This window comes from Mesorhizobium sp. WSM4849 (assembly GCF_055811385.1).
On record NZ_JBVVPW010000023.1, the window covers coordinates 22108 to 37132 of the forward strand.

The window sequence follows — 15025 nt, forward strand, 5'->3', positions numbered from 1 at the left end:
CACTACTCACCACTCACCACCATTCACCATTCGCCATGGACATGGAGCGAACAATGAACACCGATGAAGTGCTGGGCATTTTCCGTGAAGCCGGGGCCGTTCTCGAAGGGCATTTCATCCTGACATCGGGCTTGCGAAGCCCGGTCTTCCTGCAGAAGGCGCGGGTCTTCATGCATGCCGACAAGACCGAGCGCCTGTGCAAGGCGCTGGCCGAAAAGATCCGTGCCGCTGTGTCCGGCAGGATCGACTATGTCGTCGGCCCGGCGATCGGCGGGCTGATCCCGGCCTACGAGACCTCGCGCCATCTTGGCGCGCCGGCGATCTGGGTCGAGCGGGAAGGGGGCGAATTCAGGCTCCGCCGCTTCGAGATCGCCAAGGGTTCGCGCGTCGTCATCGTCGAGGACATCGTCACCACCGGCCTGTCGATCCGCGAGACCGTCGACTGCCTGCGCGCGCTTGGCGCCGACGTCCTTGCCGCTGCCTGCATCATCGACCGCTCGGCCGGCAAGACCGATGTCGGCGTGCCGCTGATCGCGCTCGCCGAGTATGAGGTTCCAGCCTACCCGGCCGACAGGCTGCCGCCAGAGCTCGCCGCCATACCGGCCATCAAGCCGGGCAGCCGCAACTTCTAATGCATGTCGCCCAAAAGAGCGCAGCGGTTTTGGGACAACGACATGCATAAAACAACGTTAACTGAGGCGCTGCCGTGATTGCAGGCATCGATCATTTCGTGCTGACGGTTCGCTCCGTCGATGACACCTGCGCCTTCTATCAGCGCGTGCTTGGCTTCAAGCGCGTCGACGCACCGAACCTGCCGACGGCCCTGCTTTTCGGAACACAGAAGATCAACGTGCATGAGTCGGGCCACACCTTCGAGCCGAAGGCCAAGGTGCCGACGCCGGGCTCCGCGGATTTCTGCCTGGTCGCCGCCCGTCCGCTCTCGGAGATATGCGCCAGCCTGGCGGCCAACGGCGTTGCCGTCGAAGTCGGGCCGGTCGAGCGGATCGGCGCCCGTGGCCCGATGATGTCGGTCTATTTCCGCGACCCGGACGGCAATCTCGTCGAGGTCAGCGAGTATGGGCCGTAGATAGCTGGAGTTGCTGCCGATCTCTGCGCCGAACTCGCTTCCTCAAATCCGCCGCGATTGTACTATGTCCCAGTAGCCAGACGCCGGGCCTGCAAGGCGACTGCAAGCGGACGGCATTCAGCTCCGGTTGTTGTGCGGCCCGCGTATCGCTATATCAAGGTCGTTGCTGCCTTTCGACGGCCGCAAAGCGCAAGATGTTGGCTGTCGCGCCCGGCCCGGGATGGTCGGAGCGGCAGCGTTGGATATCAGGACAGGAACAGAGTGCTTTTTCGACGCCGCAAGCCTGAAGGTTTTCTCGAGCGGGTGCGTACCTATCTGTGGCCACGCCGCTCTTTCTCGCGCTCGCTGCGGTATTTTTCCAAGCGCATCCTGCGGCTGAAGGCGACACCGCACGCGGTGGCCGCCGGTGTCGCGGCGGGCGTGTTCGCCTCGTTCTTTCCGCTCGGCTCGCATTTCATCATCGCCTTTGTCATCTGCTGGCTTATTGCCGGCAATCTGGTTGCGGCGGCGCTCGGCACCGCGGTGGGCAACCCGCTCACTTTTCCGCTGCTGTGGGGAGCGTCCTGGGAGACCGGCAAGCTGATCCTGCACGAACGCCTGCCTCCTAATGGGCCGCCCGCCCATCTCGGTGACATGCTGCACAACCTTTCCTTTGCGCAATTGTGGGGACCGATACTGGAGCCGATGGTGATCGGGGCCGTGCCGCTTGGTCTGATCTTCGGCGTTTTGTTCTACGGCATCACCCGCTGGGGCATGACCGTATTCCGCGAGCAGCGGCGCAAGCGTCTGGCCGAAAAGGCCGGGCGGGCCGGACGGGAAGTTCCCGCCGAATGATCATCGGTATCGGCAGCGACCTGATCGATATCAGACGCATCGAAAAATCGCTGGAGCGCCATGGCCAGCGCTTCATCCAGCGCATCTACACCGAGGTCGAACAGGCCCGCTCCGAAAACCGCGGCGCCCGCGTCGCTTCCTATGCGACGCGCTTCGCTGCCAAGGAGGCCTGCGCCAAGGCGCTGGGCACCGGTATGGCGCAAGGGGTGTTCTGGCGCGACATGGGCGTCGTCAACCTGGCCAGCGGCCAGCCGACCATGGCGTTGACCGGCGGAGCGGCGGCGCAGCTGGACAAAATCCTGCCTGACGGGCACAGGGCGGCGATCCACCTCACCATCACCGACGATTTTCCGCTTGCTCAAGCCTTTGTGATCATCGAGGCGTTGCCCGTCGAAGAAGCGCCATATTGATTGCATCTGACCACCGGCATGACGTTGCCCAGCGCACGCCGAGACTCTATACCAACCAACGCATAATCGAGGACGACATGAGCGTGGCTGAAAAATCCCAGAAGAAATCCGGCGGGCTTGGCGAAACCGTCAGCGTCATCGTCCAGGCGCTGTTGCTCGCTCTGGTCATCCGCACGCTGCTTTTTCAGCCATTCTCTATCCCGTCCGGGTCGATGCGGCCGACCTTGCTCGAAGGCGACTATCTCTTCGTCACCAAATGGTCGTATGGCTTCTCCCGCTATTCCCTGCCGTTCGGGCCGGACCTCTTTTCGGGCCGCATCTGGGGCGCCGAGCCGAAGCGCGGCGACGTGGCGGTGTTCAAGTTCCCGCCGGACCCCTCCGTCGACTACATCAAGCGCGTCGTCGGCCTGCCGGGCGACAAGATCCAGGTCAAGGACGGCCAGCTCTTCATCAACGGCGTCGGCGTGCCACGCCAGAAGGTCGGGCAGATCGACAATCGCGACATCACCGAGGAGAGCGGGCCGGTCGACGTCTATCGCGAGACATTGCCGAATGGCGTCAGCTATGACACGCTCGACCTGATACCCAACTCGATCGGTGACAACACCAAGGAATTCGACGTGCCGCCCGGGCACTATTTCATGATGGGCGATAACAGAGACAATTCCTCGGACAGCCGCTTCACCGTCGGTTTCGTGCCCGACGACAACCTGGTTGGCCGCGCCAATCTCATCTTCTTCTCGATCGGTGGCAGCGCCAGCCCGCTCGAAATCTGGAAATGGCCGTCGCTGATGCGCGCGTCGCGCCTGCTCCATTTCGTCAATTAGGGTCATGGCGGCAACAAAACGGCTGACCGTCGACGCGCTCGCCGAAGCGCTCATGGAGCGCACCGGCCACGCCTTTGCCGACCGCCAGCGCTTGCAGCGCGCGCTGACCCATGCCAGCGCCCGCAGCAGCCATGCCGGCATCGACTATGAGCGTTTCGAATTCCTGGGCGACCGCGTCCTCGGCCTGGTCGTCGCCGACATGCTGCTGGCGGCGTATCCTGACGCTGCCGAAGGTGAGCTGTCGCTCCGGCTCAACGCGCTGGTCAATGCCGAGGTGCTGGCGGACATCGCCGAGGAGATCGGCCTGCCGGAGTTGATCCGTGCCGGCTCGGACGTACGCGGCCTGGACGGGCGCAAACGCGTCAATCTGCGGGCTGATGCGCTGGAATCGCTGATCGCCGTGCTCTATCTCGACGGCGGGCTGGAGGCGGCCCGCGCGTTCATCCACAAATACTGGCGGCCGCGCTCGCAGGCCATCGGTGCCGCCCGCCGCGATGCCAAGACCGAACTGCAGGAATGGGCGCATCAGGCGGCAGGCGCCGTCCCGGTCTACATAATTGACAGCCGCGAGGGACCGGACCACGATCCGCTATTCACCGTCAGCGTCAAGGTCGGCGCCTATCCGCCGGCGACCGGCAGCGGGCGCTCCAAGCGCGAGGCCGAGCAAGCCGCCGCTACTGCACTGCTGTTGCGCGAAGGCGTCTGGCTAAATAAGGGGAGCGCGGCATGACCGCCACCGAAGACGTCCCGCCGGCAACAGAAGCCGCCACCACGCATTCTGGCTTCGTTGCGCTGATCGGCGCGCCCAATGCGGGGAAATCGACGCTGGTAAACCAACTGGTCGGCGCCAAGGTGTCGATCGTCACCCACAAGGTGCAGACGACGCGCGCCATCGTGCGCGGCATCGCCATCCACAATAACGCACAGATCGTCTTCGTCGACACGCCGGGCATCTTCAAGCCGAAGCGGCGGTTGGACACGGCGATGGTGACGACTGCCTGGGGCGGCGCCAAGGATGCCGACATCGTGCTGTTGCTGATCGACGCCGAGCGCGGCATCAGGGGCGACGCTGACGCGATCCTCGAACGGCTGAAGGATGTCCGCCAGCCGATGGTGCTGATCCTCAACAAGGTCGACCGGGTCAAGCCCGAGGCGCTGCTGGCGCTGTCCGCGGCAGCGAATGAAAGGGTGCCCTTCAAGCGCACCTTCATGGTCTCGGCGCTAACCGGGTCGGGTTGCAAGGACCTGCTCGACTATCTGGCCGAAACCCTGCCTGCCGGCCCCTGGTATTACCCGGAGGACCAGATCTCCGACCTGCCGATGCGTCAGCTGGCGGCGGAGATCACTCGCGAAAAGCTCTATCTCAGGCTGCATCAGGAACTGCCCTATTCCTCCCATATCGAGACGGAGAAATGGGAAGAGAAGAAGGACGGCTCGGTGCGCATCGACCAGACCATCTATGTCCAGCGCGACAGCCAGAAGAAGATCGTGCTCGGCCACAAGGGCGAGACGATCCGTGCCATAGGCCAGGCGGCACGCATGGAGATATCAGGTATCCTCGAACAGAAAGTGCATCTTTTCCTGTTCGTCAAGGTGCGCGAGAACTGGGGCGACGACCCCGAGCGCTATCGCGAGATGGGGCTGGAGTTTCCGCATTAGAGCATGTTCCCGAAAAGTGGGAGCCGGTTTTCGGCAAAGATCATGCTCAAACACGAAGTTACTATCGACACAGCCCTCGTGAGCCGGTTGGTCGCCACGCAATTTCCCCGATGGAAGGATCTTGCTGTCCGGCCGGTTTCATCAGGCGGATGGGACAACAGGACCTTTCATCTCGGAGACCATATGCTGGTGAGGCTGCCGAGTGCGGCGGCCTATGCCTTGCAAGTGGAAAAGGAACATCGCTGGCTGCCAAGGCTTGCGCCTCTGCTGCCGCTGCCTGTCCCGGTCCCGCTGGCGATGGGAGCCCCGGCCGACGGCTATCCCTGGCATTGGTCCGTCTACCGCTGGATCGAAGGCGAGACGGCGACGCTGGAGCGTATTGCCAGCCTGCCGCAATTCGCGGCCGGCCTGGCCCAATTCCTGGTCGCCTTGCAACGGATCGATCCCGCCGGTGGACCGGCGCCAGGGCAGCACAATTTTTTTCGCGGCGGACCACTGAGCGTCTATGACGGCGAGACCCGGCAGGCAATTGCGGCCCTCGACGGCAAGATCGACACTGGCGCCGCGAGCGCGGTGTGGGAAGCAGCGCTTGCCGCGACATGGCATGGTGCGCCCGTCTGGTTCCACGGTGACGTCAGTTGGGGAAACCTGTTGGTCAGGCAAGGCGCTTTGAGCGCCGTGATCGACTTCGGGACTTCCGGCGTGGGCGATCCCTCGTGCGACTTGGCGATTGCGTGGACGCTCCTCGAAGGGAAAAGCCGAGAGGTGTTTCGCGCGGTTCTTCATGCCGATGAGGCAACTGGGCACGGGGCCGTGGTTGGACGCTATGGAAAGCGCTGATCACGATCGCCGGCCATATAGACATCAATCCAGTCGAAGTTGAAAAGTCGCGACGCGTGATCAATGAAGTGCTTGCCGATCACCTCCGCGCGGACCGCCGCGGAGGGCGCCCACAGAGCGCCTGAAAAACTTGATTTCGCCACCGAAGCGGTGACAAGCTCCGTTCATGGAATGGCGCGACGAGGGAATTATTCTCGGCACCCGCAAGCATGGCGAAACCAGCGCCATTCTTGAGGTCATGACGCGTGCGCATGGCCGCCACCTCGGCCTTGTGCGCGGCGGCCGCTCGCGCAAGCAGCAGCCGGTTCTGCAGCCCGGCAACCGCGTCGACTTGCTGTGGCGGGCGCGGCTCGACGAACATCTTGGCACCTTTCAGGCCGAGGCGATCGAGATGAACGCCGCCCGGCTCATGGACAGCGCCGTCGCCATCTATGGGCTGCAGACCATGGCTGCGCATCTGCGCCTGCTGCCCGAGCGCGACGCCCATGACGGCCTCTACGAGACGCTGGCCGTGATGATCGCCCATCTAGACGATGCGGACGCCGCCGGCGAGCTGGTGGCGCGCTTCGAATTGCTGATTCTCGACGAACTCGGCTTCGGCCTCGATCTCAGCCAGTGTGCTGCGACCGGCGCCAGGCAAGACCTTGCCTATGTCTCGCCGAAGTCCGGGCGCGCCGTGTCGCGCCAGGCCGGCGCGCCATGGCGCGACAAGATGCTGGTGCTCCCCGCTTTCCTGCAGCGCGGCTCCAGCCTGCGCGCCGATCCGGCGGCGATCGAGGACGCCTTCCGGCTGACCGGCTTCTTTTTTACCCGCCATGTCTACGAGCCGCGCGGCATTGAGGCGCCCGGTGCCCGAGCCGGCTTCCTCGCCGCCTTGCGCAAGCACCACGCGGCGGGCAAAGAGATTGGCGCCGAGACCGCCGCCGGAGAAATCACCAGATGAGCGAAGTGGAACTCTATCCCGGCCGGGTCTCGCCGCTCGGCCTCGGCACCATTCCGCACGGCGACATCCATAGATATACCGGCCTGGAATTGCTCCAGCGCATCATCGACAACAAATATCCGGCGCCGCCGATTTCCTTCCAGCTCAGCTTCGACCTTACCGAAGTGTCCGAAGGTCGTGCGGTGTTTCGCGGCCTGCCGAACGAGCGCTATCTCAATCCGCTGGGTGGGGTGCATGGCGGCTGGGCCGCGACGCTGCTGGATTCGGCTCTTGCCTGCGCGGTGCAAACGCTGCTCGACAAGGGCGAGGCCTATACGACGGCGGAGTTCAAGGTGAACCTGACACGGCCGATCACGCCGAAGACCGGCGAGGTGGTGTGCGAGGGCAGGGTGGTGCACAAGGGCCGCACATTGGCGGTTTCGGAAGCGACGCTGAAGGATGCCAACGGCAAGCTGCTGGCTTTCGGCACCGAAACGTGCTCGATCTTTCCGGCCGCCAATCTGGCGGCGCGCTGACTCGGCTGGCCGTCTGGCCGCCGTATTTGTCAGTAACTACTGGCTTGGTTTGGGGGAACCGCCATGTTCGAAAGCCTGATCGGCCTAGTCGCGATCATCGCGCTGTTCGTCATTATCTCGCGCCAGCAGAGCCGCATCGGCCTGATCGAGCGCGAACTTGGTGCGCTGCGCAGCCTCGTGCTTTCGGGCGCGCATGTGGCCCCGCCGCAGGCCAAGCCGGCAGAACAGGCCGCAAACGACAGCATGTCAACAGACGCGGCAGTTGCGGCCGTGACCGAAATTGTCCCGTCATCGGCGGGCGAGGCTGAGGAAAAGCCGTCCACAGAGGTTGAAGCCGGGGAGATTGCATCCGGACCGTGGGCTGCGGGCGAAGCGGCGCCGGCTGGATCTGCACCTGCGCAACCGGCCGCCGCGACGGCGAAAGCGACGCAAAAGCCTGACATTGAAACGGCGCTCGGTACCCGATGGGCGGTCTGGGTCGGCGGCATCGCGCTGGCGCTGGGCGGCCTGTTCCTGATCCGTTACACCATCGAGGCCGGCATTTTCGGTCCCGGCGTGCGGCTGAGCATGGCAGCAATGCTCGGGCTGGTGCTGGTCGCCGTCGGCGAGTTCATCCGCCGCACCGGCTTCAGGGTGCCGGTGCAGGGCGTCGCCGGCGCCTATATTCCGGCGATCCTGACGGCGGCCGGTGCTTTCATCCTGTTCGGCACGGTTTATGCCGCGCATGGCGTTTACGGCTTCATCGGGCCGGCGCTCGCCTTCACGCTGCTCGGCGCCATCGGTGTGGCGACCATCGCGGCCGCCCTCGTCCACGGCCAGGCGCTGGCCGGCATCGGCCTGCTCGGCGCGGTGGTGACGCCGATGCTGGTCGCCTCGCAGGCACCGAATCCTTGGGCGCTGTTCGGCTATTTGGCGATCGTGCTCGCCGCCACCGGCGTCATCGCCCGCCTGCGCGACTGGAAATTGCTGATGGCGGCAGCGTTTGTGGGCACCGGCCTCTGGACCATTCTTTACATGACTGATGCGCCGGGCACCGACCTGCCTGTCATCCTCTTCATCAATGCGGTGACCCTGGCCGTGCTTGCCTTCGTCTGGCTCGGCCGTCGCGGTGGCGAAGCAGAGCCCGCCAGGGGTTTCGACTGGCCGTCGATCGCACCTGGCTTCTTCGTCGGCCTTTCGGCGATGGCGCTGTTCGTCGACCCGGCATACGCTGCCGGCGATGCTCTGCCGGGAGCAGCCCTTATCGCAGCCCTGGTCGCGGTAGCGCTCTACCGGCCGCTGGCACTGGCGCTTCTGCATGCCGCAGGGCTGGCGACGGTGCTGGTCTATCTCGGCATTATTCCGCCAACCTCCGTCGCTGCAGAGTTTTCAGGTGGCGTTCTCGACGTCGAAGGTCTGCCGGCGGGAGTTGCCGATACGCTGATGCTCAGGATCGGTATCTTTCTTGGACTTATGTTCATCGGCGCCGGATTCTGGGCTGCGCGCAAATTTGCCGCGTCGGCACAAATCCGCGCCGCCTCATGGGCGGCATGGGGCGCTGTCGCGCCGCTGGTCATTCTGTTGGCGCTCTGGTTCACCTTCGGCAATCTCGACCGTGATCTTGTCTACGCGGCGGTTGCAGCCCTTCTGGTCGTGGTCTTCGCCGCCGGCGGCGAGTGGATCGCGCGCGGTGAAGAGCCGCCGCTACAGGGCGGTGCTGCCGTCTCCTTCGCGCTTGGCGGGACAGCAGTCGCCGCCTTGCTGATGATCTACATGGCTTTCGGGTCCGGCTGGACCACCATCCTCCTGGGTGCCGCGGCCATCGTGCCGGCGCTGGTCACCCGCTGGCGCGCCTATCCGGTGCTCGGCTGGATTTCGGTCGGTACGGTCATCGCGGTGCTCGGCCGCGTCGCCTTCGATCCGACAATCGTCGGCGCCGAATTCCTGTCGACGACGCCGGTATTCAACTGGCTGCTGCCGGGCTACGGCGTGCCGGCGCTTGCCTTCGGCTTTGCCGCCTGGCAGCTTGCCCGCACCACAAATGGCCGGCCACGCCTCGCCATGGAAGCTGGCGCAGCACTCTTTGCGCTGCTCACGGTTGCGATATTGGTGCGCCACGCCATGCATGGCGGCGTCATCGACACGGGTGCCATCACGCTCGCCGAGCAGGCAATCTATACGCTGATCGCCATCGGCGCCGGCGCCATCCTGGTCGCCATCGACATGCGCTCGCCAAGCTCGGTGCTGCGCTATGGTTCGCTTGCCGCGGGCGTGGTCTCGGTCGCCTTCATCGTCATCCAGCATTTTGTGGCGCTGAACCCGCTGTTTACTGACGAATCGACCGGGCGAATCCTGGTGTTCAACCTGCTGTTCCTCGCCTATCTCTTGCCGGCCGTCGCTGCCGGCGGGCTCGCGCTCTATACCAGAGACAAGCGGCCGAAATGGCACGCCGCGATGCTGGCGCTGGCGGCGGCACTGCTTGCCTTCGCCTATGCGACGCTGTCGGTGAGGCGGCTGTTCAAGGGCGAGTTCATTGGCCTCTGGAGCGGCCTCGGCCAGCTCGAGACCTACACCTATTCCGCGCTGTGGCTGATCATCGGCGTGGCGCTGCTCACCGCCGGCGTCTGGCTGAAGTCGCAGGCGCTGCGCATCGCGTCGGCCGCGCTGATCTCGGTCGCCGTGTTGAAGGTCTTCCTCTTCGACATGTCGGAACTGGAAGGCGTGCTGAGGGCGCTGTCCTTCATCGGCCTCGGCGCGGTGCTGATCGGCATCGGCCTGTTCTATCAGCGTCTGCTGACAAGAACGGTCAAATCCGATGCCGGATAGTATTCAGACCAGATCGGTCTGCAAGAAATCATTGCCCTTGTAGAGCAGGGGTACCCGGTAGGCCTTGGCGCATGCATAGCTGAAGCAGTCGCCGAAATTCAGCTTGGCGGGATGGCCGACGTATCGACCGTAGTCGCGCGCGGCTTTGACTGCGAGTTCGCGAATGGCAGCATCCAGTGGAACTTCCACGGCCATGAGTTCGGCCAAGAAGCCGATGACGATCGTTTGGCATTGATCGATCAGAGCAGGCGGTGTCGGAGCTTGATCGCCGCTTTTAGCCACAGATTTCCTGCGGGCGATTCCGAGGATAGCTTCAAAAGCGGAACTCGGCGAGAAATAGAGCGTCTCGGCAGCTTCAATCCTTCTCAGCAGACGAGCCGCATCTGCCTCTCTCAAAATCAGCGCAATAATGGCGGACGCATCAAGAAACATCGGGTTCCCCCCAGGCCTCGTCCATGAATTTCTTCATATCGAAGGTGGGGTCATCGGGACCAAGTGCGCTCGCGGCATCCTGATACTTTTTGATACGCTCGCTCAGCGGAAGGACAGAGTTCGCTCGTTCAAGCTCGCGCTTGAGAGCGATTCGCACTGCTTCAGTCTTCGTGGGCGCCTTGATGGCGGACTGCAACTGACGAGCCAGCGCGTCGACCTCGTTATCGCGGATGTACAGAGACATATCGATTTCTCCAAACGTATATTCCAAGTCGAATATACAAAATATATGACTTCGAATATACGCCTTCAGGGCGCGCTTTCAACCTCACACCTCTCATTCATGGCGTGCGGGCCTTGACAGGTGGCCCTCCAGCGCCGGCCGGGAATAAAACGCCCGCCGGCCGCGTTATCTTGTTGCTTGGGTGGCCGGGGCGGCGGACCGCTTCGCGCTGGCCGCTTGCGCCGCGCCGTGAAGGCGCGTTCAATCGGATGAACAAGGGCGACCTCAGAACCAGCGGTCATGGACGAAAAGAAGGCAGCAATCCTGGGCGAAATACCACGCCTGCGCCGTTATGCGCGCTCGCTGCTGCGCGACCGCGATGCCGCCGACGATCTCGTTCAGGACTGTCTCGAACGGGCGCTTGTGCGGCTCGACAATTGGCAGACTGGAGAAAGCCCCAGGAGGTGGCTGTTTACGATCATGCATCATTTGTTCATCGATCAGATGCGCAAGGTGAACCGGCGCGGCGAAGCCGCGATGCTGCCGCTGGAAGCGAGCGAGGCGCAGGCAGCACCAGCCGAGCAGGTGGAGAGCATCGCCTCGCGCGAAATTATCGACGCGTTGCAGGCGATAAGCCCCGATCGGCGCGCAGCACTGGTCATGGTCGCCATCGAAGGCTTTTCCTATGCCGAAGCCGCCAACATCCTCGGCGTGCCGGCCGGCACGCTGATGTCGCGCATCGCGCGCGGGCGTGATGAGTTGCGCGGGCTGCTGGATGACGCCGCGCGTCGCCGGGCGATAAGGATCGTTGAGAAATGACCCGGCGCGATTTTTCCGAACGCGACATCCACATGGCCCTCGATGGCGAGTTGCCGATTGACGAGCGCGTGGCTTATGACGCCTGGCTCGACGCCAATCCTGAAATGAAGGCGAGGAGCGCCCGCTATGTCGCCGACCGCGCAGCGCTTCGTGCCGCCTTTGCCGGCGTGCTCGACGAGCCGGTGCCGGCGCGGTTGCAGAAGATCGTGTTCGGCGAGGCGCCGGTCAAGACGGTGCCATTGGGCTCGCGCTGGTGGCTCCCGGCTGCCGCAGCGGCGATGCTGGCCATTGGCGGTGTTGGCGGTTATTTCGCCGGCATCGACCATCTCGGCCTGGAAGACCCCGCCGAGGACCAACTCGCCGAGCAGGCGATCGCAGCCCATGTCATCTATGCCGCCGAGCAGCGACATGCGGTGGAAGTGCCCGCCAGCGACAAGGATCATCTGCAGACCTGGCTGTCCAATCGGGTCGGCCTGAAGCTGGTCGCACCGGATCTGGCGGCGCAAGGATTCCAGCTCGTCGGCGGCCGGCTGCTGCCCGCTGGCGAGAGCAAGGCCGCGATGCTGCTTTATGAGGACGACAAAGGCGAGCGCATCTCGCTGTTCGTCACGGCCGAATCGGCCGAGAAGGCCAAGGGCACCTATGGGTCGGAAGAGAACGGCCCCGAGGCCGTCTACTGGCTGGATAAGGGCTATGGCTGCGCCGTCGTCGGCTCGCTGCCGCGCGCGCAGCTGACTGCGGTGGCGAAGAGCGCCTACAGCCAGCTTCTTGCCGGGCTGGCCAGCTGAGCTGCGCCTGTTTTTCAAAGGTTGCGTCTACAGCGCCGCGCGTCCTTTGGACGCGCAAAGGACGCTGTAGCACTTTAATTTTTGCGCATGATCCTTTCCGAAAATCGATTTCGATTTTCGGGCCGTGCACCCGGCGAAACTGTCACAATTGAGCCCGAATCGAGGTGCGATAGCGCTTGACGGATGCTGGCGCTTCGGCTGTGTTGTCGACACTTCTGACCAGGGCCTTTTCCACAACGCAATCGAGGTTTTCCGAGCCCGCATGCCTGCCGAGATTCGCACGGCCCGCGCGTCCGACGTCGATGACCTCGCCGTCATCGAGAAGGCTGTTTTCTCGAGCGATCGCATTTCCCGCCGCTCCTTTCGCCAGTTGATCGAACGCGAAAGTGCCGAGCTGCTGGTTGCCGAAAGCGACGGCCGCGTCGCCGGCTATGCGGTCGTGCTGTTTCGCAAAGGCAGCGGCGTCGCGCGGCTCTATTCCATCGCCATCGGTCCCTTTTTCGGCGGGCTCGGCATTGGCCGCATGCTGCTGGCATCGGCGGAGGAGACCGCCTTCGAACACAACCGCATGATGCTGCGCCTCGAGGTGCGCGAGGACAACAGCCGAGCCATTCGCATCTACGAGCAGAGCGGCTACCGCAAGATCGGCCGCGAACCGGGCTATTACGAGGACGGCGCCTCGGCGCTGCGCTACGAAAAGACCTTGCGGGGCGACATTCCGGTCGCCACCAGGGTGCCGTTCTACCAGCAGACCTGCGAATTCACCTGCGGCCCGTGCTGCCTGATGATGGCAATGGCCAATTTCGAGCCCGGCTTCGTGCCCGACCCGGTCATGGAAATCCGTTTGTGGCGCGAGGCGACCACCGTTTTCATGATGTCGGGGCCTGGCGGCTGCGAGCCGTTCGGCCTCGCCGTTGCCGGCCATGAAAGCGGGCTCTCTGCCGAGATATATGTCTCCTTCCATGGCGCGCTGTTCCTGCAGTCGGTGCGCAGCCAAGACAAGCGCCGGGTGATGGAACTGGCGCAGGTCGACTTTCGCCGGCGCGCGGAACTTTACGGCATCCCGGTGAATTACCGTCCATTCGCCATCGACGATATCCGCACCGCGATCGCCGAGGGGAAACTGGTATTGGTCCTGATCAGCGGCTTCCTGATGTTCGGCAAGAAGGTCCCGCACTGGGTGCTGGCCATCGGCGACGACGGCGACCATATCCTGATCCACGATCCCTGGGTCGAAGACGAGAGACAGGAGACCATTCTTGATGCCGCCAACATTCCCGTGCCTTACGGCATCTTCATGAACATGGCGCAGTTCGGCCGCGACGGATTGCGTGCCGCCATTACCCTCGGAAAGCGCGACAGACAATGACCTGGGTCATCCTTACCGGCCGGCAGAACGATCTCGATCAGGTGGCGACACCGCACAAGATCATCACCAATCGCGACTACCTTGCCCATCCGGCGCTGTTTCGCGGCCAGCGGCCGAAGGTCATCAACCTGTCGAACAATTACGGCTACCAAAGCCGCGGCTACTATGCCTCGCTGCTGGCCGGTTCGCGCGGCCACAAGGTCATCCCGACGGTCGAGACGATGATCGACCTGTCTGAGCGCAAGCTCTACGATCACGCGCTGCCGGAGCTGGAACTCGCGCTCAACAAATGCCGCAAGGATCTGGGCGGCGCCTTTCCGCAAAAAGTCTGCATCTTCTTCGGCATCGGCCCGTCGAGGATATGGGATCGCTTCGCCAAGCTTTTGTTCGACTGGTTTCGAGCGCCGACGCTGGAAGTCCGCATCACCGACGGCGCCGAATGGGCGTCGATCCGCAAGATCGGCTTCCATCCGCTGGCCAGGATGACCGAGGAGGAAGAAAAGCGCTTCCTTCAGTGCCTCGAGACCTATACCAACCGCGAATGGCGTGACACCAAGGGCCGCACGCCGGCGCGCTACACCTTCGCCACATTGGTCGATCCGCATGAGGAGTTGCCGCCGTCGGAGATTTCGTCGCTGCGCTACTGGGCCAAGATCGCCGAAAAGATGGGCGTCGAAATCGAGCCGATCACCAAAAAGGATCTGGCCAAGCTCGCCAATTACGACGCGCTGTTCATCCGCGAGACCACTTCGATCTCCAACCACACTTACCGCTTCGCGCGCCGCGCCCAGCAGGAAGGCATGCCGGTCATCGATGATCCGCTGTCGATGATCCGCTGCACCAACAAGGTCTATCTCAACGAGCTGATGACCTACAACAAGGTGCCGGTGCCACCGACGGTGATGATCGCCGGCACCTCGGATCTCGAAGTTGCGGCGCGGGCGCTGGGCTTTCCGCTGGTGCTGAAGATCCCGGACTCGTCGTTTTCGCGCGGCGTCAAGAAATGCGCCACCTTCGAGGAGCTGAAGACGCTTGCCACCGAATGGCTGGAGGATTCCGATCTCTTGATCGCGCAGAAATTCATTCCGACCGAATATGACTGGCGCGTCGGCGTGCTCGGCGGTCAACCTCTGTTTGCCGTGCACTATCTGATGGCCAAGAAGCACTGGCAGATCGTCAACCACAAGGCCAACGGCAAGCCGGACCAGGGCGGCATCAAGACCTTTACCTTGAAGGAGGCGCCGGCCCATGTCGTCGAGACGGCGGTGAGGGCGGCGCGCTGCATCGGCGATGGCCTCTACGGCGTCGACCTCAAGGAGACCAAGGACGGTGTCTTCGTCATCGAGGTCAACGACAATCCCAATCTCGACCATGGCTGGGAGGACTCCGGCGAAAAAGACGAGGTCTGGGTGCGGCTGACGCAGTGGTTCCTGGAACGGCTCGACCGACAGGGGCGGTAGACCTACCGCTTGCG

The 15025-nt window shown here is 63.5% G+C and carries 16 protein-coding genes and 1 pseudogene; 15 read left to right on the forward strand and 2 right to left on the reverse strand.

Translation table 11 applies throughout. The features are described from left to right. Positions 1-53: 53 nt before the first annotated feature. The 11 genes and pseudogenes from pyrE (at position 54) to AC0L3L_RS24085 (ending at position 9920) form a co-directional block, all read left to right on the forward strand. Positions 54-632 carry an orotate phosphoribosyltransferase gene (gene pyrE / locus AC0L3L_RS24035; protein WP_473639341.1) on the forward strand — a complete coding sequence of 193 codons (579 nt, stop codon included), beginning with the start codon at positions 54-56 and terminating at the stop codon, positions 630-632. 74 nt (positions 633-706) lie between these two features. Further along, a complete protein-coding gene (locus AC0L3L_RS24040; protein ID WP_473639343.1) occupies positions 707-1087 on the forward strand; it encodes a VOC family protein in 381 nt (126 codons plus the stop codon). Positions 1088-1348: 261 nt separating this feature from the next. After that, positions 1349-1921, forward strand: coding sequence for a DUF2062 domain-containing protein (locus tag AC0L3L_RS24045; RefSeq protein WP_473639345.1), 573 nt, complete (start codon positions 1349-1351; stop codon positions 1919-1921). Then, positions 1918-2331, forward strand: coding sequence for a holo-ACP synthase (gene acpS / locus AC0L3L_RS24050; RefSeq protein ID WP_473639347.1), 414 nt, complete (start codon positions 1918-1920; stop codon positions 2329-2331). Before AC0L3L_RS24045 ends, acpS begins: the two co-directional genes overlap by 4 nt. A gap of 77 nt (positions 2332-2408) precedes the next feature. Further along, entirely contained in the window at positions 2409-3158 is a 750-nt protein-coding gene (lepB, locus tag AC0L3L_RS24055) for a signal peptidase I (protein ID WP_123149901.1), read from the forward strand. A 4-nt stretch (positions 3159-3162) separates the two neighbouring features. Next, the gene (gene rnc, locus AC0L3L_RS24060) at positions 3163-3888 is read left to right on the forward strand and encodes a ribonuclease III (protein ID WP_095496687.1); all 726 of its coding nucleotides are present in this window, start codon (positions 3163-3165) and stop codon (positions 3886-3888) included. Beyond that, positions 3885-4817, forward strand: coding sequence for a GTPase Era (era, locus tag AC0L3L_RS24065; protein ID WP_473546022.1), 933 nt, complete (start codon positions 3885-3887; stop codon positions 4815-4817). The genes rnc and era overlap by 4 nt, the downstream gene beginning before the upstream one ends. Before the next feature lie 42 nt (positions 4818-4859). Continuing rightward, a pseudogene (locus AC0L3L_RS24070) lies at positions 4860-5782 on the forward strand (aminoglycoside phosphotransferase family protein). A gap of 41 nt (positions 5783-5823) precedes the next feature. Continuing rightward, the gene (gene recO / locus AC0L3L_RS24075) at positions 5824-6600 is read left to right on the forward strand and encodes a DNA repair protein RecO (protein ID WP_473486648.1); all 777 of its coding nucleotides are present in this window, start codon (positions 5824-5826) and stop codon (positions 6598-6600) included. Then, entirely contained in the window at positions 6597-7115 is a 519-nt protein-coding gene (locus tag AC0L3L_RS24080; RefSeq protein WP_473639349.1) for a PaaI family thioesterase, read from the forward strand. The genes recO and AC0L3L_RS24080 overlap by 4 nt, the downstream gene beginning before the upstream one ends. A 63-nt stretch (positions 7116-7178) precedes the next feature. Beyond that, positions 7179-9920: a DUF2339 domain-containing protein gene (locus tag AC0L3L_RS24085; RefSeq protein ID WP_473639351.1), complete on the forward strand. Its 2742-nt coding sequence runs from the start codon at positions 7179-7181 to the stop codon at positions 9918-9920. A gap of 3 nt (positions 9921-9923) precedes the next feature. Here AC0L3L_RS24085 and AC0L3L_RS24090 read toward each other — a convergent pair whose 3' ends face one another. Both AC0L3L_RS24090 and AC0L3L_RS24095 read right to left on the reverse strand, forming a co-directional pair. Then, the gene (locus AC0L3L_RS24090; protein ID WP_473639353.1) at positions 9924-10352 is read right to left on the reverse strand and encodes a type II toxin-antitoxin system VapC family toxin; all 429 of its coding nucleotides are present in this window, start codon (positions 10350-10352) and stop codon (positions 9924-9926) included. Further along, entirely contained in the window at positions 10342-10596 is a 255-nt protein-coding gene (locus AC0L3L_RS24095) for a type II toxin-antitoxin system VapB family antitoxin (RefSeq protein ID WP_292216872.1), read from the reverse strand. The genes AC0L3L_RS24090 and AC0L3L_RS24095 overlap by 11 nt, the downstream gene beginning before the upstream one ends. 279 nt (positions 10597-10875) lie before the next feature. On the opposite strand from AC0L3L_RS24095, the gene AC0L3L_RS24100 reads away from it, so the two are divergent. From AC0L3L_RS24100 to AC0L3L_RS24115, 4 genes are all read left to right on the forward strand, one after another. Continuing rightward, positions 10876-11394 carry a sigma-70 family RNA polymerase sigma factor gene (locus tag AC0L3L_RS24100; protein WP_473639355.1) on the forward strand — a complete coding sequence of 173 codons (519 nt, stop codon included), beginning with the start codon at positions 10876-10878 and terminating at the stop codon, positions 11392-11394. Continuing rightward, positions 11391-12182 (forward strand): anti-sigma factor family protein, encoded by a 792-nt coding sequence (locus tag AC0L3L_RS24105; RefSeq protein WP_473486652.1) that lies wholly within the window; start codon positions 11391-11393, stop codon positions 12180-12182. Before AC0L3L_RS24100 ends, AC0L3L_RS24105 begins: the two co-directional genes overlap by 4 nt. Positions 12183-12351: 169 nt before the next feature. After that, the gene (locus tag AC0L3L_RS24110) at positions 12352-13551 is read left to right on the forward strand and encodes a peptidase C39 family protein (protein ID WP_123149899.1); all 1200 of its coding nucleotides are present in this window, start codon (positions 12352-12354) and stop codon (positions 13549-13551) included. Continuing rightward, complete coding sequence (locus tag AC0L3L_RS24115) at positions 13548-15011, forward strand: RimK family protein (protein ID WP_473639357.1); 1464 nt, start codon at positions 13548-13550, stop codon at positions 15009-15011. The genes AC0L3L_RS24110 and AC0L3L_RS24115 overlap by 4 nt, the downstream gene beginning before the upstream one ends. The last annotated feature ends 14 nt before the right edge of the window (positions 15012-15025 follow it).